Here is a 22887-nt window from a genome sequence, read left to right on the forward strand (position 1 = left end):
CTATCGCCAGGTAACGTGAACCGCCCGCGGCATCCAGTTGTGCTTAATCACTGAAAAACTCCAGGGCAATTGATCCAGCAACATATCGAACGGTCCGGGCGCTATCGTCAGAAACCATATTTCTTCCTGAAGCAGCAACTGTCCTTTACGTTGCAGAAAAGTCTCTTGTAAACCACTAATGGAAGTTTTTCCCAGTACTTTCCAGTTCCGGATCATGCCATGCAGCAAATCTTCCACTGTCTCCAGCTCATGTACGCTCAGCTCAATTTCACGGCCGACTGGCATGGCTAGTGGCAGGCCGCACAAAATTTTGTTCAGCACCAGTTGATATTCAGGCGGGCGCGGTTCCTGACTGACCATGTACTGCAATAAATGCACGGCGCGCTCTGCCGCCGGCGTGCCGATAAATCCTTCGGTATCAAGCCACCCCAGCATCCTGAAAAGGCGCGGCAAATAAGGCGCCGCCAGTATCAGACCGGCGTTGTGAAGATAATACGCATCGCCGGTCTGTTCCTCGAATTCGTCCGTGTTCAGTTCAAACGCTGTTAGCCGGCTAAACTGTAAATCAGATGTAATATCTGACGTAAAACTGGCTGACGAATCACGCATCTTTATGGATTTTTCTGATTGCGCACTGAAATCGTCGCTATGCTCTATCAATACGCCATGCAGTAAATGCGCGAGTACGATTATTCCCCCGGCTGTTTCATTTGCATTTTTTTGCGTGCGCTTATACGCATTCTCCAGCGCCTGTGTCAATGCATAATGCCACAACCGTGTCAATCGTGACGCGCCTTCACTGCCGGCCAGATCCTGTATCAAAACACGAACAAAGTTGACTGCAGCGGATACATCGTCCACTGCGCCGCTAGCCGGTGCTGTGAGCAGCGCTTTCAGACCGCTTTCCCATATTTGTTTTATCCACACGTCAGGCGTCACATGTCCCGTGCTTCCCGCATGCCGCCGAAAAAATTCGGCGTGCGACAGCCAGTGCGACAATATAAAGGCCGACTGCGGCGAAACCATGTAGGTTATATCGAGCAAAATGGATTCCGGCAATTGTTCAATCAGCTGTTTGCGCAATGCCGTATTGTCCAGCAACACCAGAGCATCAGCGGCATCACCCGATTGCATGAACTGTTCGAGATATTGTTCTGTTCCGTCAATCGCGGCCCGGCGCAAAGCCAAGCTAATGCGTTGACTGATATCCTCGTTGAAAAACCCAGCCTCTGTGGCATCGGCCTGCTCTGCAGACGCAGAACTGCCGGTAGTTTCTGCCTGCGCAGCGATTGCGTCCAGATCAATCGTTTTCTCAAGCAACAGCTGTCTAAGTATCAACTGGAAATATGCAGCGCTGCTGCCGGATTTCGGCGTATGCGACGCAATCGCCTCGATAAACAGGCGGCGATCGCTTTCAGTTAGCTGGGCGTCGCGCTCCAGCATAACCTGGACCAGCGCTCTGGCCGTGGTTTCTGATAATGTCGCAAGCACCAATTGGCCATCATCCAGCGCGGATCTCAAACGCTGTTTCAAGGTGTGGTAATCGGCTGTCCGCGTTTCTGCAATCAGGCCAGTCTGTTCACCGGACAGCACAGCCTGTCGCCTCAAAGCCGGAAGCGCCGAGATGGCGTCCAGTATGCGGTTTTGCAATACATTCGTTTCATATCCGTACTGTTTATCCTGTAACGCCTGTAACGCCGCCAGCCAGGACCGCAATACCGATTCTACGTCATCGTTGTCCGATAGCTTTTGTGTCAGCGTCTGAATAAATAAAGACATATTAAATGTACCGGTCAAAGTCGCGTCAGCAAGAAAGCGCAATGCATTGTCCCATACCTGCTGTTGCCATGCTGTACGCGTTGTGTGACGCGTATTCTCAGTATGCTGCAACAACTCTTCAGCATGCTGCAGCAGCCGCACAAGAATAAGCGCGGCCTGCGGTGACAGCACATAACTGATGTCCAGCAGTGCCGACTGTGGCAACCAGGTTATCAATTGCCGCCGTTTGTTTTGATCAAGCAGGTAATCAGCCCACAGTGCGCTGACTGATGCAATTGGATTTGTTTCCAGCAATTCGGCAGGAAAACCGGTGATCCCGGCTTGTCTTAACGCAATCTGCAGATGCTGCATTATTGAATTACTTTGCGGTACAGATGTGAACGGCTTCTCCGCTGTTGCCGCTGTCTGAGTTGAAGCATCCAGCGGATGCGCCTGCTGCGGTTCAAGGTCAGAAACAATTGCTTCCAGATCGATATTCTCACCATAAACCAGTTGTTTCAGTACGCGGTAATAGTATCCGGTTCTGTTAACGGTATGCCGGGCATGATTGCCGATCGCATCAACGAGCGCACTGCGGTTGGTATCGGTAGACCCCGGATACTGTTTCAATATGCCGTGTATCATGGATTCAAGTTCGGGTTCGGGTATTGCGCCGGGAAGCAATCTGCCGTTTTCAAAGGCCGTTTTAAGCCGCAACAGCTGCCGTGCAAAGTCAACTTCCAAACCTGTAGCAATTTGACGCATTTCCTCGATAACTACAGCGGATGCATCCTCTGTCGCTGCGGCCGGAACAGCTTCACCGATACTGTATACCAGTATCCTGTCCGTATTGTGCTCCGCTTTCTGTTGAGGCTGGCTGCGTAGCCCGTCATGCCAGAGTTGTAATATCGCTGTATCACCATGACTTGCAGACAAACCCTGCGTCATAGCCAGAACAAAATCCGTTGCATTCCATGCACCGTTAGACAAGCTTCCGCCCTGCTTTGAAGACAAAAAGTCCAGCGCATTAGCGATCACACGCCGCCTCCAGATTGAAAGATCAGTATCGATGTCTGTATTCCGACTCCGGCGGTCAATCACCGATTGATAAAGCACTTCGGCGTGCGCCAGTATCTGTGTCAATAGATCGGCGGCCTGCGGTGACAGCCTGTAAACGATGTCAATCAGAACGGATTCGGGCAGTCTCGCAATCAACCGGTTACGCATCGCCGTATCGGCAAGCATTACAGGCAACCATTGCCGGTTTGCCTGCGCACCGAAGATGCCAGATTGTGCGGCAAACTGTTCCGTTCCGGCAATTGCAGCATGTTGCAGTGCGGAAACAATACGCCAGGTGATGTGATCAAAATAATGTTCTGTTTCAGTTGCATCCGCCGGTGCAATGCATGCTGCCGCCAGTCCGGCCCGGGCTATTGACGGTTCGGGCTTGCTAAAAAGCGGATACGCAATTGCCTCAGCAATGATGTTTCGCAGGATGCGGGATTCGTAATCGTTATTGCGGTAATGAATCTGTTCCAGACTTTCGTACCAAAACTGCAGTAACGTTGAACTGTCCGTATCTGCGTACAGTTGCTGTGTCAGTGCGCGGACAAATCCGGATGCGGCAAATTCGCCTGTCAAGGAAGTTGCAGCAACAACACGCAAGGCATTGTCCCAGAATCCGCTTACCCAGTCGTCAAACGGTACGCGGATGGTCCCGCGCCGGTGCGCTGTCAGCCGATATAACCGGCTGGCGTTCGAATCGAGTTGTTCGATAATAAACGCGGCTTGCGGCGACAACGTAAACACAATATCCATCAGAACCGGCCTGGATAACCTGGCTATGAGCTGCGCACGTATTGCAGCATCCTGCAGCATACCCAGCAGCCGTATTTGCAAGGCTTGTGTATCTGCCGGTTGCTCAGTTTCTGAATAATGTGCCGCTGCACGCACACCGGCTTGTTGTATTGCCGTGACAATGCGCCGGTACAACCATATGGAAAATGGCAGGTTTCTCGCAATGGCTTTATTTTCCGCGCGCCTGATGCTGTTAACCGGTTCCAGGACCGTGCCGGTTTGTGTTGTTCCGGCATACACCGGCAGGGACGATTGCTGCGCGATGTTCCCAAAGCGGTTTGTCTGCGCAAACGCCTGGAAATTGCGTTTTGCAATAGCCGACAAAATTTTCGGCAACTGCCCGTCAGTCCCTTGAATTATCCGCGCCGCGTTAATCAGCCTGCCAAGCAACGCGTCCTTTTCTTCATGCAGAACCTGGGCTGCCATCGTTTGCAGAAGTTGAATAATCACTGTCGAAAAATGCGCCGAATGCGGCAAATGCGCATGGCGTGCAACACTGTCAATGATACGCGCCCACAACACTGCCATCGCGTTACTGTATTTGACGGCCGGCAAGGCTGACGCAGACAATACCGATTGAAACGCCTTGATCAGATCAAGCAACAGCCTGTGATGCTGCGGCTCTACATGACGCAGCATTGTTTCAAGCATGCCGGCGGGGAACTGATTGACCATACGCCAGATAAATACTGCACGGCTGGTTTGCGGCATTTGTGTCAACAACGCCCTTAATGCCGCCGTTGTCTGCGCCTCCTGCAGCACCTGTTCCAACAATTTTTCATGTTCATGCGCACCCGACGCGTCGATATGCCAGGGCAAATTTCCCGTCAGCAGAAACTGCTTTAAACGGTCAAAACCGGATTGCAGCATGTTGACATGCAGCGCAGTATCAGTAGCATTGGGTGCCGTCACAGCAGACAATTGCGAAAACGGCAGCACGACCGGTTGACGATATACGGAGCGCATGATCTCATTTAACTGACGGCTGAACTGCTCCTTGAGTTTTTGCATTACCTGCAAGGGATAATCGGCACCGGAAACTTCCCCCAGGTCCAGCGTTATCTGCTCAATGTACAATACGCTGCCTGTCTCGTCATGTTCGTTCAGTATGGTTTCCACAATCGGCAGTAACGCGTTTACAACCCAGGTACTCAGCTGCGATTCATGCTCATACGCAATGGCATCAGACACAAACGAAAAATCGAAAGTAACCTGTTCGATAATATGTGCTGACGCACTGTCAGAGCCAATAGTCGCCATCTTTTCCCCGTTTGTATTTCAGCAGGAAAGTAATCATTGCTTCCGATGCCTGGTCTAATTGAGGCAGGATTTCCGTATCATGGTCCTGATTAAACTGCTGCAGACACTGCAGCCATGTTTTGCAACGCTCCTCGAAATTGTGTATGCGCGGAAAATCCAGCCAGTAAAAATCTGCAAGCACATGCGCTGGCAGGTTTTTTTGTATGATTTCTTCGGCAAAGTGCCTGAATGCGGTGTCGGCAAAGCACGCCGTCCAGGATGGAAACACAAAACTGACACGGCCATTAAAAAAAGCCGCATCGATATCCGGCTGTCCGTATGATTCTTTACCGCGCGGACGCAGCAGTATGTGTTCGATCAAATGAAAATTTTCACATTGCCGGTTCAGCGTACTCAAGGTACGGCAAAACCGGCGCGCATACCTAGCCGCCTCATCGAATGACGGCTCTTTTGTAAGAATCCAGAGCCGTGCATCCTGGCTGGGCTTAAAGCAGACGGCAGTCTCTTTCTGTTCAGAGCGGAGCAGGCGGAAATTTTCCAGCTGTATACCCTGCCTGAAAATTGCGTAGCTGAAAACGGGCAATTGGGCGGGTATCGTTACATCCGGCGACTCTGCAGACTTACTATCTGACATGCCAGGTATGGCTTCACTTTGGCTGGTATCGGCTACCGATTTAATTCTGTCCGCCAGTATCCGGTCTGCAACCAGCCGGCTTTTTCTTTTAATCAGGATATTGGCAATCCATGCCGGCGTTGTTGCAAACTGTAAACCCAGCAACAGGCTGATTTTCGCGTGCAGTCCCGAGGGTTTTTCCAGGACGTTTTCCGCACATGCCGTCAAATTGAAATGTGAATAATCCTGACCTTTGCACCGGTCTCTGCTGATTTGGCGAATCAGCTTGAGATAACTGGCTTTCTGTTCCAGGATCCAGTTGGAGGCATCTTCACGCCGGTAGTAATTGAATCGCAGCAATGGCTGTTGCTCATAGACTTCGCCATAAAGTGCTAGCAGTACATCGAGTATGCGGTTCTTGCGCGCGGTGTATTCATCATATTGCCGCAGAATATCATCCATGATGGACGGTAATGATGCTGCGCAGGCCGCTTCGTCTTCGTGTCCGGCATAAAGCGGTTCGATATCCGGTATCCTGGCGTTATCCAGAAACTGCGAGAAATAGGTTTTTGCAGGGCTCTGGCCAGAAGAAAACAAAGCCGGTATCTGCTGCAGGCCCGCCAGGTAATTGGCCATAAGCTGTTCGAATGGGAAAAGATAGGCTTTGAGTTGTTTGGCTTTTGCGCGCACATTCAGTGGTTTTGAACGCGGCACACCTGCTTTGTTTATGCCGTATATGACCGGAAAATGATTCTGAATGGAATAATAATCGTCCAGCGGCCTCGACCGGCCATTGGGCGATGCGATAAATTTCGCCACTGACTGCACATTGCGTCTGAATGCCTGGTATTCAAAAACCAGTTTTTTCAGTTCCCGCCGGAATTCATCAAAAAAAACTGTATTGGCGGCACCAGCCCCGGAAGCGCGCGTTGAAGTCTTTCCGAATGGTAATACCAGACGCAAAACCTGAGCGGCAGTGTCGGCATGAGAAAAACGCAGCACTGGGAAAACATGCTGGGACAAATGGTCATTCAGGTGTACGAGCCGGTTTCCGGCTTCGTCCGTCAGATTAAGATTCCTGATTTGTACAACGCCGCTGATTGCCCGAATACAGGTCATTAAATCGACAGCCGTGATGATTTTGCGTGACGCTGCTAACGATTCATCGCGGATATATCCGCGGTGCGTCAATGGTCCGGAAAACACCTGTTCATAATTTTGTTTGCCGGCCAGTACCGCGCCGTAATGGTCGATTTGGATATTTGACGAAATATAACGCGAGCATTTGAAAAAAATTTCCGCATAGATTTTGGCTGCATGGTGCGAAGGATGAATCTCAATCTCTCCTGTTAAAAAAAAGGGTTTGGTTTCAACCATGCGGATTTTGTCAATATCCTCACATAGACTGCGATGCGCACAGTACACCGCGCGGATTTTTTTCATTACCGCTGCCTCATACAATGACTTTGCGTCAGTTTGTGCGGTTATCAAACTATTTTTTGTGGCATGCAGAATATGTTCCGTTTCACCGAGCGAGACGGTCAGGCGCGGCAGCACGTTTTCCAGAGCGGGAATCAAATCGTCCGGTTTATTCAACGGCATATCCAGCGTTGCGAGAATCTGTTCATATTCCCCGCTTGGCAGCGGCGCGGCAAATTGCTGTTCCAGCCTGGACAACTGTTCTGCGAGCCCTTCAATGCCTTCCGGATTGAGCATCTGTTTGGACAGCAGTCCACGAATGGCAGCCAGTTCATCACCAATATCGCGGCAGCTGGACAACTGCTTTTCCAGCCGTACCAATAATTCGCCGGACTTTGCAAGATGACGGACGAATGATGCACTTTGCCCGGAAGTAAAAGGCTGACCGGCACGGCTCAGCCGGTCATGCCACCGTTTCAGAAGACTCTGCCTTGTTTGCAGGCATGCGCTGATTTTTCCTGTGAGCGTATGCCAGTGCGAAACACCATTTTCCAACCGCACGATCAGCGCTATGACCGGCTCAAGTTTTAGCGGTTTAACAGCGCCGCCTGTCTGCGCTTGCAGCAGGTCCTGGTCAATTTTGACATAAACGGTATACAGCCCGGTCAGCTCGGATGTGCGTTCATGTTCGGATTGTTCCGGTCTGAACCAGATGCGGTCGATCTCAGGCACCGCATCATATAAAATTTTTTCATAGTCGGTTTGGGTGACAGCCGAGCTTGGGAAGATTTCATGCGGCGGATAAAGTGATTGCCGGGCATAATCAATCGTTCCATCGTGTCCGGTCAGGTAATCCGCAACCGGAAATTCAGAGCGGTAGGATAAATCGGTCAGCGCATAACACAGCTGCTCCAGGATAGTGACGCCAGGATCGTGAAGGTTATAATCGGTCCAGTTGTCGCCGCATAAATTCTGAATAATTGAAAGTGCGTCTTCTCTAAGCGTTTCAAAATCAAGCGCATCCGGATCGTTGCGGATACGGTTAATCTGATCAGTGGCCGGCATTGGATTGTGTAACGAAGTCCGCGCCATCCTTACACGTCTGGAGTTGACTTTCCGTTTGTATTGTTAACTTGGCCAGCAGCTGATGGACCTGTTCGTATGGCAGTTTTCCAAGCGCCTCGATAGTCAGCAGCATTTCCTGCTCGGAAAAAGTAAACGGTTTTTGTATTGACTGATCGGCGGCGTCGGCAAACTGATGATGCGCCTGCTGGTTTAGTTTGCCGATTAATTCAAAAACTGTCTTGAACGGACATTCGGCCAGCGCAGTCAGTATCAGACTCCCTTCTTCCAGATTTATTTCTACCGCCACTATCCGTTCAGTCATCTTGTTAGGGAGTGCGTTTCTTTCTGGATGTAGATACAGGCGGCTTTTCCGGCTCTATTTCACTTTCGTACATCGCCGTATCCGCCCATAACCGGGTTAAATGATATCTGACCCAGATATCGTCGCCATAGGAAATACCCGTGCGCAATTGCAAAACATATTCAAAATTGTCGCTTTCTGTGGATACCGGCTCCCAGCGCAATTCCAGTTGATTGCACTTGGCGCCGTAATGTGCCTGATGGTAACTGATATGATTTTTTGCATGATATGCGCAAAGCGCAAATGCGTGCATCAGGGCATATTTGCCATCGGCATCCCGGCCGCCGACACCCGCGACAACCTCAAATGCCTGGCACCCAGTCAGCACGTTGCTGATATCGTACCATTCACCATTGGCGGGCACTGAAAATTCGTCCTTTTTTCCAGCCCTGCCATATGCAGCGACTGTTCCGGCCACATCCAGTTCACAGCGCGGGCGCTCAGTATTAATACCGACACCCACGCGAGCCGCTCCGGCGGTTTCATCCGTTTCGCCAATGCTGCGCAGCGTCAGCACATTCGGATTGAACTGATTGCCGATCCTAAGATTGGACGTTGCCTTATCCAGCCCCACAAACCATAACGGACTCAACGTTTCCATTTTCTGGTAAAAACTCATTAATTTTCCGTCTCCGAGCTGAAAAATTCTCAGACCATCCCTGACCGTTTTATCAAAACCGTCATCGATCAGATTCAGCGTCGAATCTATCAAGTCGGCAAATGCAGTCTCTGCAGGCATACTGCCGTTTTTGAATTTGGCTTCAAGCGTTTTTCTATTTCGTTTCGCCATCTCTGCTCAGAACAATGAATGTACTGCCAATTTCCAATTCGCCAATACCGGTAACTTCCGGTGCTATGGTTACGAAACTGTCATCGACTTCAATAAAATGCTGCCGCATCGGTTCGGCAACGCTCCAGGGATATTCCGGTGTAATTTCGCCTGATTCATCTTGCGGCTCAGTCGCAACGGCGCTATCGAATAAATCAAACAATGCCTCGCCATCAGGCGCGATCCGTAACATGGAAAAATTCGTTACCCGGTCGATGTATGCAAGCTGCTGTATATACGCTTGCATATCATGTTTGCTGATACGCCATCCAAAATGCTTGGTGTAGCCGACTGTATCATGCCACGGGGAAATATAATCAGATATTGCTTCATTCAGTTTAGCAAGATACATTCCGCTTGTGCACCCTTCCTTGAATTTAACTGTACACCGGACCTGGATGGTTTCATACACCGGATTGACGCAATGAACGCTGGCAAATGGGGATATATTCTGCTTGACGAACTGCTTCACTTCATTGACGCGGTGCCCGCTAAGCCACAACTGCTTGCCATAGCGCATCTGTTTGACCGGAAAAGGCAGTGCGACAATCGTCAGATGCCCGGCTTTTAGGCAGGGACGGAGCCGCCGATACAACGGATCATATTCCGGTATCAGATTGGCAAAACACTTTACTTTAAATATCTGTGGAAAATGTGCCAGTATAAGTTGCTCATAATCCATAGGCAGCAAAGCGCGGTTTTTATGGCGCAGCCGCTCGCTCAGGCGGATACGCAGATCGAATTTGCTTTCTGTTGAGCGCCCGTTTACCGACGGCTGAATTTGCCAGACACGGTCAAGCCCGGGAATAGACTGTTTACTCTGTTTGATACTGCCGGCTGGAAGGGGGCTGAATGTCATCAGTTTTTTTGCGGTAATGTCATCAATCTGCCGGTTTACCTCAATCGCCTGTGCATAAATTGAATACAGACTGCAGAATTTTTCCAAATCATGATCTGCAGATACGCATAACCAATGCAGACCGGCAGGAAGTATCGTATTGTCGGGGTTGATATCAACAGGCACGTTTAATGTAACAATTCCGGAAGTCATAAAGCCATACGTCGTATCCGAAACAATCTCCTTGACTGTCAATGGAATCCATTGGTTCGATGACAGACAATACCATTGCAGCCGATTGATTGAATTGCTTTCCATTGGCAACGAGTTTTCGCGCAAATGAAAATAAAGCGTCAGCGAACCGCCTTGCTCGAATCCTTCCAGCCCGATCAACAGATTGCCCGAACAGGTATAGTGCGGCAGCAGCGATACGTATTGCGCCGCCACCGCACCGGCGTCTTCCCAGCCCAAGGGATGCAAATGAATCAGCTTGTCCTGATGAATTGGTAAAGCGTCGCCATCCGTTTTACCCACGGTCAACCGCGTCGTTGCCCGGTAATTGGCCAGGATGGATGTAACGACTGGCGTATAAGGTATGTTGGGTTCTTTTTTTAGCATTTTGGGAATACGTTGCCTGGTATTGTGCGTCAATACACGCGCCAGCACCTGTGGATATTTCTTATGACCGAAAGCATCCACGGGAGAGCTCAGTGTAAATTTAAAAAAACCTTTTTTACTGGAAGGCGTGTAGCTGAATTGCGTTAATACCTGACGGTAGTCTAACGGACTCCAGTACGGCATTAAAGGGTCGCAGGAAATCCGCCTGGACTCATCCAGTGCATTTGACGCCTGATGCACTTCCTGAACCGCGAAAAGTGGTGCGGCAATAACGGGGGCGCTTCTTCCCGGAAGCCACTGACCGTCTGTCAGCACGGTCATGTCGATCTTAAAATCAGCATGACCGTTCGGACCGTCATAACCCTGGTAGTATGATTCGAAGCCGCCGACTCCTGCCGGCAGCCCGCTCCACTTGATCTCGATGCTGAAATGCGTCAATTGCTTGACTGAAGCCTCGGCACATCCCATCACCCAAAACGAACCGACCTCCGGCAGCGGTCCAAACGGGTTGAACGACGCCAGTGCAGACAACTGCCCAAGCTGATTATGCAGCGTCAGGCTGCGATTGCCGCTGACCGACACGTCGATATCGATCAATTCAATCGCCAGTTTGTTCAGAATACTGTAGGGATACAGATAACCGTGCGAATTCAACAACAGCCTGAACACGGGCAGTTCCGTGCCATAATTTTCACCGTGCACCGCCGAAGAATAAGGCGCCGCAGCCGGGGTATCTGCGGACAACGTAAAGATAATCCGCAAGCTGTTTTCATCCAATGCATTGTCGACACCTGAAAAAACCGGTACATATTCCTCGACAGGCAGCCACCCCTCTTCACCAGAAACATCGATCATAAAGAGATTGCCGAATACCTTGAAAAAGATATCCTGCGTTTCTTCATCACTGTAACCGGTATCGACATTGCCAGCAGCGGATGATTTCAGTGTCATGGCAATATGCTTGATCCAGTATCCGAGTGTGTGTTGACCTGTCTCGGTATCCGTTTTGGCGAATTTGAAGGTGATACAGACGGTTCTTCTTCCTTCTTTTAGCAACAGCGTTTTACTGGCGAGCACAAAACCGATACGTGCATGTGTTGCAGTAACAACTTCCGTTTCAGTTATTTTTGGCGCACCGAAAATCGGATAAGCGATTTCATCCGTGTAAGATGCGACGGCATCTTCGTCGCGCACGGGAATCGTATTTAACCAGCTTGCCGTCGCAAGTTGCCTGGTTTTTTGTTCGCTGGCGTACGGAAGTACAATGGTTTCCTGCAGGAGATTTTCAGGTGAATTGAGAGGGTCCCTGTCAAAAAAAAGTGTATAAACGGCGCTGATTCTGGCACCGTGAACGCGCACATCATTACTGCTGGCGTAAAGGATTTCCCGGTTATCCTGATCAAGACCGGCAAGGAAAACGGTATTTTTGGCAATCAACGCCGTGTGTTTGGGATTGTTCAAACGGGCGACCACATAGGCATAATCCGGTTTGAACGGATGCGCCTGCGCACCGAGTACTTGCTCATAATAAAAATCAATATAATTCGATGTGAACCGGTTGATTTTTTCATGCAGCCTTTGAAACAGCTGTAAAAAAGCAATCAGCAGACCGGTAGCCGGATCGTGACGCTGACTATACAACGTGGCCGGCAGCAAACCGGCAGCTCTGGTTTGCACCATTTCGATCGCCTTGGTGACGGAAAAAAAGCCTGAACGCAGCAGAGCGGGATCGGCCAGTCTGACCGTATAGCCCGATTGTTCAGTGTATTGCTCAACATCCGGATTACCCAGCAGTTTAATCAGGTCGCTGGAAAAGTAGCTATTGAACGGTTTACCGGGCAAAAAATACGCGAAGTGCTGTAACAGCAACTGCAAGTCATCCTTGAGTCCGGCGGCGATGCTTTCAACCAGCTGATGCAGTTCATGACCGGCCCGGCTTTGTGCCGGCTTGAGCGACACCAGCCAATAATCCAGCAAACCGGCGGCATAATAAGCAGCTGTAAGCTGTTGCCGGTACTCGGCTGGCAATGCCGTTTGCAGGATATTTATTGTGTGACTATGCTTCTGTTTTGTAAATAACTGACCTGAGCCATACATTGCCGCCAGTTTACTCGTATCGGTTGACAGTATCATCGCGATGATCACGGTTTCATCGGCCGTAAAATATGTTCTCCAGTTGCCGTCTGCTTCATTGTTTAAATGATAAAACTTCATCATTTCGGCATAATCGACGGCCATGGCCATTAATGCGTGAAAACGCAAATCAATCAAATGAAAATAATCCTGATCCAGTGCGGGCAGTATACGGTCTGCCTGCCCTGTACCGTCACGAATACGTAAACGCCTGCCGGCAATCAAGTCAGAACAATATTTCATGTTGCCGAGTATCCTGTCCGTCCGGATAAACCAGGCGTAACCGAAACACACTGGTGTGATCAGGATGCAGGCCAGCAGTAATACCAAGTATTGCAGACCGGCCCGGCGCTGTGCACTTAGAAGCCGCGAATAAATAAGCGTGACAATTGGGCGCGTCTGGCGGGATACAATGCAAGGCGGGAGGATGAGCCATAGCACAAGCTATGGCGGCGGCGAACAACGCCGCAGTGTGCCCGCCAGATGCGATCCAAATGTTACAGTTATTTATGAACGGCTCCTTAGGTACGCACATTGGTGCCTTCGATGAAATAAAACGGATAGACAATATTATGACGGTTGTTGGTAGATCGAACGACATAGGTGATATGAATCTTGATCAGACCGTTTAAACGATCAGTTTCATTTTCCGTATCCACATCAATGCGTTCAACGATGATACGTGGTTCAAAAAACAAGATCGCACGCCTGACTAAATCCGTTATGACTGTGATTTCGGCCTCATCGATTTCCTCAAATACATGCGCTTTTAATCCACAGCCGTAAGTGGGCTGCATAATTCGTTCGCCGGGATACGTCGACAATAAGATATACAGGCTTTCACGAATATCTTCTTCGGCAGACACCCGTTTGACCGTGCCGTTTTGATTAAACTGTGGTGGAAAAGCCCAACCTGTACCCAGAAAGGATTTATCTGTCGCCATGTTTATCCATTGCTACATTATATATATTGTTCAGCATTAACAGACACAAAGCTGCCGATACCGCACCGCGTTATAGCGCAGTCTGTTAGCCGCCTATCATCACTGTGGGCAAACCCGCCACGATACTGCCGCCATGTGCAGTTGTATCGCCCATTCTGGCAGCCGGCCTGCCACTGATCATCACCGTTGCCGAACCTTTGACGATGCTGTCCAGCGGTCCTACACAAACGCACATATCGCCTACCACCGCCGCCGGCAAATTGCCAATCAACACATTCGCCACGCACGGGCCGCTCACCGGCCCGCCCACATGCGGAATGGGCGGAACACCCGGTGTTTGCATCGGGCAGGTATGCATGTCGGTGATTCTTGCGGCGGGCGGCATTTTAATGGACCGGACAACCCGAATTAATTAATCATAACCATCGCGCCCTTGACCGTCGTCTGCCCGCTTGCCGACAACTCTGCCGTAGCATTGCCTTTAGCTGTCAGACCGACGTTGGCCTGAAGGTTAACATTTAGCCCGCTGCCGTTAATATCCGCCTGTGAAGTCACTTCAACATTGTCGACGGCGTCAATGGTAACCTTGCCTTTTGCGCTGATTTTTATGTCTTTGGGGCTGTCAAGTGTAATACCGCCGGGACTCAGCTCCACTTTGTTATTATTCTGGTCCTGCAGGAACAGCGATTTCTGATCATCATTGATTACAATCTGATTGTTATTCGGCGTTATCAGTGTAATTACTTTTTTTTCTTCATCAAACTCGACTTTCAGCTTGCCGCGCGTCACAATCGCCTTGGTATTGTTTTCCGCCGTTATTTCATAGGGCGGCTTCCGATTACTGCTGTACAGGCTGCCCAGGATAATTGGATAGGCCGGATCACTGTTCAAATAGCCAATTATGACTTCATCGCCAACCTCCGGAATAAAAAATGCACCAACATCGCCGGATGCATAAAAGCCGGCCAAACGGGCCCACACACCTTCAGCGTCCGCCTGCATCACCGGTATCGATACCTGTATTCTATACTGGCCGTCCGGGTCGGCATCCAGCTTTTTCACAACACCGATTTGCAAACCGCGAATCCCGGGTACAAAACCTGAAGCCAGTGGCGCCTCGATAGCATGCTGCTCAGTGAACCATTTTTCCGAAAGACCAAATTCAATTTCGCTCACCCAGTTTCCACTAACGATCCGGTGCCTGACCTGAGTCACCAGCACATTGCCATTAAACCGGTCATTAATACCTTTTATCTCAATCAATGTGCCGATTTTAGCTCTGGCGCTGCCCTGAAATGCCGCGCTGCCGCGAATCCTCGCCAGGCCGGATTTGATCTGTTGACCATTGACCCAGTCTGATAGCGCAGTATTATCGAGCGGAATATCGGTCTGTAAACGGAAATAGTCCGGCCCGATGACTCTGGCCAGTTCTGCGCTGTCGATATTTCCCTGGCTGTTCAGGCTGACCGGTCCGGCCTGTGCTTCCGAAACTGCCTGTGTGGATGGGTCCCACGCTGTTGCTTTCACCGTACCGTACTGTGCAAACGCATCAAGATCGGCGTCAAACGCCATTAAATCGATACCGTAAGTTACCGTCAATTGCGCTTCTCCCGTCACCTGCGGTGCCCTGATACTGATGGTTCCCGCATCGACCGTCACCAGGCAACCGTTCACTTCGGCCCGCGTCAGCAAAAAATCCCAGTCGGTACAGTAATACTGGACCAGCTCCTTAAACTGGGTTTTGGTTACGGCAACATCTGCCGACACGTTGCTATAGCTGTTGATCAGCTGCGTCATAATATCGCTGTCTTTTGCATCGACAAAGTTGGCGTTCTTGCGTCCGACCGTCATTGCAACGGCATGATCTTTGCAATAAACGATTAGGCGCGAATAATTATCGCCATCGATCTTGATACTGTGCCTGATCACTATGCCTTTAAACAGACTGGTTTCCTGATTGTCGTATCCGCAGGATAATTCGATCACAGCGCCGGGTTTGAAAACATTCTGGCTGCTGACGGGAAAGTCATTATTTGGCATATCCCCATCCAGGATAACAATTCTGGCCGAGGGAATTTTATTAACACAATACTCTATTTCCACCGAAACTATCTGGACCGTATCTGCGACTGCCTGGCCGTTGCTGGTCAGGGTTAACGATACAATACCGGTGCTATCCGTTAATGGGGAGTCGGCCATGACAAATCTTAGTTGAGCGGTGGAAATCGCAGCAGCATTCCCGGTTTCAAATCACGGAAATGGGTCAGGTTATTGGCACGCGCGACTTCCGGGTAATACGCACTATTCTGGTAAATCCGGTAGCAAAGCAATGGCAGCGTATCGCCTGCCTTTACTTCAACCTGATGCGTCAAATCCGGGGACTGATTATCCGCTTCCTTGGCAATTTCTTCACTGCTTTGATATTCGACAAACGCCAAAGTTACTTTGGCGCGCAATGGAACACCACTGGGCTTGAAAAGCGTGTAATCAAACTTGAGTGATTCCACGCGGCCGTAAAACAGAAAACTGCCCCACTTTAGCTGCACAATTGGCGCTTCATGCTTGCTGCCATCATAGGTATACACAACATTGCGCAGCAGTTCGATCTGATTCTTGACTGAAACAGGTTGATTATTCGAAGACCGGATAACGCCGGTACCGTCAAATATCAGCTCCTTCAGAACTATTTTTTCCGGATGACTTACATCATATTTGGTCTCGGTGCCAGGTTGCCCCAATACTTTGTTTTTTGCATATCTCAGACTTAGTACATGTTCATATCCGGATGGATTGATCGTCGCCTCAAATTTTTTTTTGGAACTGTCAATGCTGATTTTACCGTCTGAACTGACTGTGCAGCGGGAAATGGTCAACAGCGCCTTTTTCTGATTCGCCACTTAACGCTCCTCTTTTTCGCGCATGATGTCCCGAATCATATGCCGGCACTCCGCCAACAATTCTTGTTTTAAAGCATTGCGATCTTCGTAAACATCCTGTGGTTCGTCCACGGCACGCTGAACAATATTTGATTTAATCAGTAATTCTTTAATCTCTATAGGCATTTTTATGATGCGCGTTACACAATACGTTTCGAATAATTATAGTTCAACACTATTTTTTCGATAGCCACCTCGTTTTTAGTCGAGCCAAAGCTTTCAATTTCCCATTTCACAGGGTAAGCAGAATCGAACAACCAGCCGCGTATCGGCTTTTTATTTTCGTTCATTAAAAAAACCCGTATGGCTTGTGTCTCAATAGCTGTCACAAAGTCACCTTCCATGACGGCAATACACCACTTCACCAGCGGTGAATCTTTGGATGCAACGCCGCGCTTTAGTTCAAGATTGGGATGCTTGATCCCTTTGGGCAATTGATGCACAAAACGGTTTTCACCACCTTCAACAACCGTTTCAATCTCCACTTCAGAAGCAATGCCGGACACTTCCTGAAAAGAAGTATCCGTATTCTCATGGGTACCGCCAAACATCACTTTGAAGTAAAAAGCCGAAGGCGGGTAAATTGTATCTTTTTGTGCATCCGGCATCTGTCAATTCAATACCTTCCGTCTTTCAATTCATATTTTAGCTAGCTTGCCCTATTAGCCATTGGCAATCGTCAATCCTTCATGAACGATCTCGATAGTTTCGATCGCAACTTCATTTCCCTCAGACTTCAAATCGGTACCGGTAATTTTGCTGGGCCACGCATTCGTCAGCGTCCATACCATAGTGGCGTTGCCGCCCTCATCCAGCAAACTGATAGTTACCGGCAGCCGTTTGATGGTATTCATTTTGATTTGCGTAAACCAGTCCCAGAATTTATTATCGCCTTTAAATACACCTTTTTTCATGGTGACATTGCCAACCTTTTTCATGCCGGGCATTTTAATGACTGCGAATTCCGGGCTGTCACCATGCCGGTACTTTATTTCTTCGGATTGAATGTCGAGGCCGCTGACCTCCTGAAACGACATAACCTGCGAATCCCATTTAACCTGAAAATAAAATTTCGGCATGGGCCATACGGATGCTGATTGACTTGATCCATCATCTGCCATAATTCACCTCTGTCTCAATAGTTTAAAATTGCGTACGCCGATTTAGCCGGTCATTCAAAACACTATACATATCATGATTTCTGCATTTGCTGCTGGAATGTAATCTCGATAAATTCTGCCGGACGGCTTAAGGCAACCAGTACTGTAACGCGCAAAATACCATCGAGAATATCCTGTGGCGTCATGGTCTCACCAAGTCCCACATACACACCAAATGCATCTTCGGGTGTAGTACCCGCCAATCCGCCGCGCTTCCAGATACTGATCAAAAAATTGTTAATCATACTTTTGATCGTCACCCAGGTATTGGAAACATTGGGCTCAAACACATAAGCCTTGGCGGCCAGCTTGATGGATTCCTCAAGCATGATCATGGTTCTGCGCACATTGATATACCGCCAGTCCAGACTATTTCCATCCAGCGTACGCGCTCCCCATACCAGTGTTCCTTCCCCGATAAACGAACGTATGGCATTGATCGACTTACCGGCCGTGGTTACGTTCAAATCTTCCTGTTCATCATGTGTAATTTCGATCGACGGCGAAACCACACTGTTGAGGCTGACATTGGCTGGTGCCTTCCAGACGCCACGGGTATTGTCGACCATTGAATAAATGCCGGCCATAGCGGCCGCCGGCGGAAGTAAATTCAAGCGGCTTCTGACGGCCAGCAGGATCATTCCGTATAACGGGCTGACCACATTCAGCGTTTTATGCAATTCCGGATCGTCCGCATCCGATATTTTTTTTGTCTGCGCCTTTATTTCATCTTTCTTTGCATCGGTCAACTGGCTGTTGTCGACTTCGGCGTCCAGCAGCTCTTTTAAGGTATCCAGGTTGGTTATGTTGGAGAAACTCAGTTCACCAGCCTGCACGACCGATGTGTTCAACCAGGGATAGTACGCTGCAGCAAAATCCAGAAAACTGGTGCCGAGCTTATTGCGGAAGCTTTCGATACAGTTACCGTCCGGATCATGTTGATCTCTGTAACCATTGTACAGGTCGAGAATGGCAAAACGGTTTTTCATCACGTAACCGCAATGTTTTAATGCAGCTTGCTGCAATGCAATGCAATCGTCTTCTTTGTCGATGGACATGGCATCCGGAATCACCACCATGGTGGGTTCCTGTTCTTTCAGCAGTACTTTGATGCCGCCTTCAAGTTTTGCCTTATCAATAGCGCCTTCGTTATATTTGCCGACCGAGATCACATAACATGCCCCGCCGCCATTCTGGAAGAACAGTATCATACTGTAGTAGAGCAGAAACCGTTGATTCTGGTGTATCAGGTAGTACTCTTTTCCATCGCTGGAGAAATCCGCTTCCGCCGATGACGCATCTTCAGGCTTTTTATCCTGAATTTCAAACTGCGATTTGGGCGCACCACCGAAAAAACTGATGAACTCTGCCATCGACGAAATGCGCCATGCTTTGTTTAACAGCGTTTTACCCTGATTATCGGCGCGTTCCGTATACCCGATAAAGGCCGGCACCGCAGTTGCAACTTCAACCACGGAATTTGGAAACGCATTTTTTTCAACAATGTAAACACCCGGTGTTTTGTACTGCCCCATGATTTGCTCCTTTAGATTGGATTATTACGCCTTGTTTCCTTTGTCACCCTTGCCACAATACAACAATGAATAAATTGGCCGTTTTCACCTGTGAGATTGGATTATCTCCAGAACTGGTATTATTAATCTAATTTACGTAAATCTCCGAAATTTTTTCCATTTTTCCACCCACCCAGTCTGAATGCATGTGACTGACTGAAGCATTGGGTAACCGGTTGATCAATACTCTATCTCTTGGATTCTGTGATTCTTTAAGCGATTCTTTAAGCTGCAACCGCTGGTGCGGACGCTCATGCATCTCGATGGCCTGCGTCGATTGCAATATCTTGGCCGAATGATTTCCTGGCAATATGGCTTCACCGATTTCTTCAAATACAACGCTGCTGTCCAGATCCTTGATATACAGACTGCGCCGGGACAAATCGTCCATCAGATAGTACTTCCAGAATGTTCGGTTACTCGCAAATGAAATAAAAAAAATACGCGCGTCGCCGGTTTCTTGATCCAGGGACAATAAATGAGAATCGCTGTGTATCGTGAATTGAATGATAAAACAAGGCGGCACGTGATAATCCCGTGGCTGCAGGCAACGCCTGATCCGATCCGAATTCAAATATTTATAGTCCATGTCGGATACGAAGGTGTCACCATGCAGCAACTGTCTGCCCACTGCATCTCCGGTTGGCTGTTGATTGTCAAAACACAGCAAGACGTCTTGAGATCGTCCGGCGGGCGCTGTATACAGAAAAAAATTCGCATCGTTCGAGAACACCTTAAAGATCAGTGTCAATCCGTCTTCTGCATACATATGCAGGCGATCCTGCTTGCTTGTCTCGAAAAAAACTGAAAGACGATTGGCTGCGGTTTTAAACAACAGACCCGGACGGTTGAATAAGCGGGATGTCCCGGGCGTCGGAACAAAAACAAGCGACTTACAGGCATGATTGGTAAAATACCTATGTTCGACAGTAACATTAAACAGTAACTGATAGGCATTCATTGGCTTGATTCAAGCTCCATCGTAACCACGGCAAGTTTGGCCCGTCCATTTAAATACGCTAACCGACACTGTAAATGCAAATGTTACCGGCTGTCAATTGTTACCAAACGGCGGGACCGAAGGCTTGGGCATAGTTACAACCGGCTGACGCCCGACGATTTCGTCCGAATCAAAGGTAACCATGCGCACACGATACAAAATCGAAGGCATGTATTTCCCGCCTAATGCGCTCCATAAGTTGCTCAGGTCCTGTACCGAAAGATTCTCTATATCCAGAGCCAGTTTTTCAATTCTCTTGTCCATCTCGGGCGCTGTATGATGGCTAAACAATGGATTGCGCTGAAAAAAACTGATCGTACTGGATAAAAATTTTAATGCTTCGACATAATTGTTGCCGGTGAAATTTGCTGTTATCATGACATACAGATTGAAATGCAGCGCGGTGTTACGTTGCAAGACCCGCTCGCCAAACCCCTGCGCGCCGGCCGATGGCCCCAGCACGGAGTCCTTTTCAATATTGGTTAGAAAAACCACCAGTTTGTTGTGAATATTCGGCGCAACGCTGCCATCCATATCCAGCAGATTGGAAACAACTACCATATCTTCATTCAGCGCGTAGGTCCGTCTCAAATATTGATTGAGCTGACCTGCCAACAGCTGTATTGCCAGGTTAATCATCTTATTTCCTCAATTTGGCATGCTTCGATACCTGCTAACGTTCATAAATCCACTGCAACAGCGTATCCGTTGCCTCGCGGGAACGAGCTGCCTGCGAATGATTGACAAAAACAACCACTACAACGCGCCGTCCCGACTGATCGAGCATATAACCGGCCAGCGCGCTGACATTGTTTAGCGCCCCTGTCTTCATGTGCGCAAGACCGCTGACCGCCGTTCCGGCCAGCCGCCCCCTCATGGTACCGTCAACCGCCGCGATCGGTAAAGACGCGATAAACTCCGGCATCACAGGACTGTTAAACGCCGTCAGCAGCAGCTGCCCCATATGCCTGGCACTGATACGTTCGATCCGCGATAATCCTGAACCATTCTCGATAACCAACTCTGGAAAGAACAATTGCTTGGCTGCCAGCCACTGCTTCAAGGCATGCTCGGATTTTTCAAGCGTCGCCGGAGAACGTGCTGAGCTTGTTGAACCGGCGGTTCCAAGCGTCAAAAACAACTGGCGTGCCGCAATATTATTACTGAATTTGTTAATACCGCGAATCACTTCTGCCAATGGCGGCGAATAATAAGTCTTTAGATGCGACAGATCCGCAGGCGCTTCAGCAATAATAACGTCGCCATCAAACACGCCGCCCTGCTGCGACCAGAACCGTTTAAACAATTCCCGCGTGTAAATTGCGCTATCATGCAGGCCAAGCAAAAGAGACTGTCTGCCGCATCGCGCGGAAAAACTGCCGTTCAAAATAACCTGCGGTGAATCATTTCCTTTCTCACCAGCTTCAATTTCCACATCCAGAAAATTACGCCAGCCGCCACATGGCTTGTCACTGAGTTTCAGATTGTTTACGACGCGCAGTGAGTCAGGTATCGGATCGGCAGTCACTCTGACTCCCTTCTTTTCCAAATCCGGCATAAGATGCAGGGCAGTGGAACGGTAGTTGACCAGCAACGCTTCCGGCAGGATGTTATAGGTCCGATAGGGCTGACCGTCAAACGCACCGGGGTCGCTTGGCGGAATATCGTAATAGCTATGATCCAGAATTAGATTGCCAGTAATCTGCGTCAACCCGGTCTGGCGCAGGCGGTGGATCAGCAGCCAGAAATGTTCCAGATCGAGTTTTGGGTCGCCATAGCCTTTAATCACCAGATCGCCATGCAGAATACCATTGAGAATTTTACCGTGCGCGGAGATAACCGTCTGCCAGGCATAAGCCGGGCCGAGAATTTCAAGTCCGGCATAAGTTGTAACCAGTTTCATTGCCGAAGCGGGATTCATGGCGGTATCGGCATTCAATGCCAGCATGGGTTGCGATGCGCCGACCTCTTGCACGTAAACACCCAGCGCTGATGTTGGAATACCGGTTCTGTCCAGTTTTTGTTGAACTGAAGCAGGCAATTGTCGAGTGATCTGCGGACTGGCTACCTGGCCAGCCGGCAAACGCAGCGGCAAACAAATCAGCAGCAAAAAAAACCACTTCAATATGCCGGAATGTATGCGTCTCACCATGGCTGCGTCACATGTACACGAGATGCAGGCTATTTCTGTTTACCGCATATCGAATAGCCATCATCCCAGCCGGTGCGGTACTGGCCGTCGCTTTCATAGCGTTCGTAGTCCTTGAAGCCCCATTCGGATTTTTTAGCGGTTTCGCATCCGTCAATATAACCCTCACGGGAGATAGGCGGATAACCCATCAGATTATATGTTGGTCTGGTGCTTGGCGGCAGCGGACCCGCCGGACGCTCTATGATCGGTTTTACTGCTGGACGAGGCGGATACGAAGCCGTTTCAAATAGCGCACAACTTGAAACGGCCAGAAACGCCAGCCCGGAAACACAACATTTAATACGGTAATTCATGTGCATTTTCAACCCTC

The 22887-nt window shown here is 49.3% G+C and carries 17 protein-coding genes; all 17 read right to left on the bottom strand.

What is annotated here, in order from left to right; translation table 11 throughout:
* Positions 1–4875 carry a contractile injection system tape measure protein gene (locus BMY60_RS02970; RefSeq protein ID WP_090331094.1) on the bottom strand — a complete coding sequence of 1625 codons (4875 nt, stop codon included), beginning with the start codon at positions 4873–4875 and terminating at the stop codon, positions 1–3.
* Complete coding sequence (locus tag BMY60_RS02975) at positions 4856–7972, bottom strand: hypothetical protein (protein ID WP_090331095.1); 3117 nt, start codon at positions 7970–7972, stop codon at positions 4856–4858. Before BMY60_RS02975 ends, BMY60_RS02970 begins: the two co-directional genes overlap by 20 nt.
* Positions 7959–8294 (bottom strand): hypothetical protein, encoded by a 336-nt coding sequence (locus BMY60_RS02980; RefSeq protein WP_090331097.1) that lies wholly within the window; start codon positions 8292–8294, stop codon positions 7959–7961. Before BMY60_RS02980 ends, BMY60_RS02975 begins: the two co-directional genes overlap by 14 nt.
* 4 nt (positions 8295–8298) lie before the next feature.
* Positions 8299–9123, bottom strand: coding sequence for a hypothetical protein (locus tag BMY60_RS02985; protein WP_090331099.1), 825 nt, complete (start codon positions 9121–9123; stop codon positions 8299–8301).
* Entirely contained in the window at positions 9107–12994 is a 3888-nt protein-coding gene (locus tag BMY60_RS02990) for a hypothetical protein (RefSeq protein ID WP_177166555.1), read from the bottom strand. Before BMY60_RS02990 ends, BMY60_RS02985 begins: the two co-directional genes overlap by 17 nt.
* 278 nt (positions 12995–13272) lie before the next feature.
* Positions 13273–13695, bottom strand: coding sequence for a GPW/gp25 family protein (locus tag BMY60_RS02995; protein ID WP_090331102.1), 423 nt, complete (start codon positions 13693–13695; stop codon positions 13273–13275).
* Between the two features lie 85 nt (positions 13696–13780).
* Complete coding sequence (locus BMY60_RS03000) at positions 13781–14080, bottom strand: PAAR domain-containing protein (RefSeq protein WP_090331103.1); 300 nt, start codon at positions 14078–14080, stop codon at positions 13781–13783.
* Positions 14081–14103: 23 nt separating this feature from the next.
* Positions 14104–15894, bottom strand: a complete 1791-nt coding sequence (vgrG, locus tag BMY60_RS03005) for a type VI secretion system tip protein VgrG (protein WP_090331105.1) — start codon at positions 15892–15894, stop codon at positions 14104–14106.
* An 8-nt stretch (positions 15895–15902) separates the two neighbouring features.
* Positions 15903–16592 carry a CIS tube protein gene (locus BMY60_RS03010; protein ID WP_090331106.1) on the bottom strand — a complete coding sequence of 230 codons (690 nt, stop codon included), beginning with the start codon at positions 16590–16592 and terminating at the stop codon, positions 15903–15905.
* Entirely contained in the window at positions 16593–16757 is a 165-nt protein-coding gene (locus BMY60_RS15620) for a DUF5908 family protein (protein ID WP_177166556.1), read from the bottom strand.
* A 14-nt stretch (positions 16758–16771) separates the two neighbouring features.
* Entirely contained in the window at positions 16772–17239 is a 468-nt protein-coding gene (locus BMY60_RS03015; protein WP_090331108.1) for a phage tail protein, read from the bottom strand.
* 54 nt (positions 17240–17293) lie between these two features.
* Complete coding sequence (locus BMY60_RS03020; protein WP_090331110.1) at positions 17294–17752, bottom strand: phage tail protein; 459 nt, start codon at positions 17750–17752, stop codon at positions 17294–17296.
* A gap of 71 nt (positions 17753–17823) precedes the next feature.
* A complete protein-coding gene (locus BMY60_RS03025; protein ID WP_090331111.1) occupies positions 17824–19326 on the bottom strand; it encodes a phage tail sheath family protein in 1503 nt (500 codons plus the stop codon).
* Between the two features lie 127 nt (positions 19327–19453).
* Positions 19454–20326 (bottom strand): hypothetical protein, encoded by an 873-nt coding sequence (locus BMY60_RS03030; RefSeq protein WP_090331113.1) that lies wholly within the window; start codon positions 20324–20326, stop codon positions 19454–19456.
* A 93-nt stretch (positions 20327–20419) separates the two neighbouring features.
* On the bottom strand, positions 20420–21004 hold the full coding sequence (locus BMY60_RS03035) for a Pvc16 family protein (protein ID WP_090331114.1): 585 nt from the start codon (positions 21002–21004) through the stop codon (positions 20420–20422).
* A gap of 34 nt (positions 21005–21038) precedes the next feature.
* Positions 21039–22517, bottom strand: coding sequence for a D-alanyl-D-alanine carboxypeptidase/D-alanyl-D-alanine endopeptidase (gene dacB / locus BMY60_RS03040; protein ID WP_090331116.1), 1479 nt, complete (start codon positions 22515–22517; stop codon positions 21039–21041).
* 29 nt (positions 22518–22546) lie between these two features.
* Complete coding sequence (locus tag BMY60_RS03045) at positions 22547–22870, bottom strand: hypothetical protein (protein ID WP_090331178.1); 324 nt, start codon at positions 22868–22870, stop codon at positions 22547–22549.
* Positions 22871–22887: the final 17 nt, after the last annotated feature.

The organism is Nitrosomonas sp. Nm51 (assembly GCF_900111165.1).
Classification (GTDB): Bacteria; Pseudomonadota; Gammaproteobacteria; order Burkholderiales; family Nitrosomonadaceae; genus Nitrosomonas.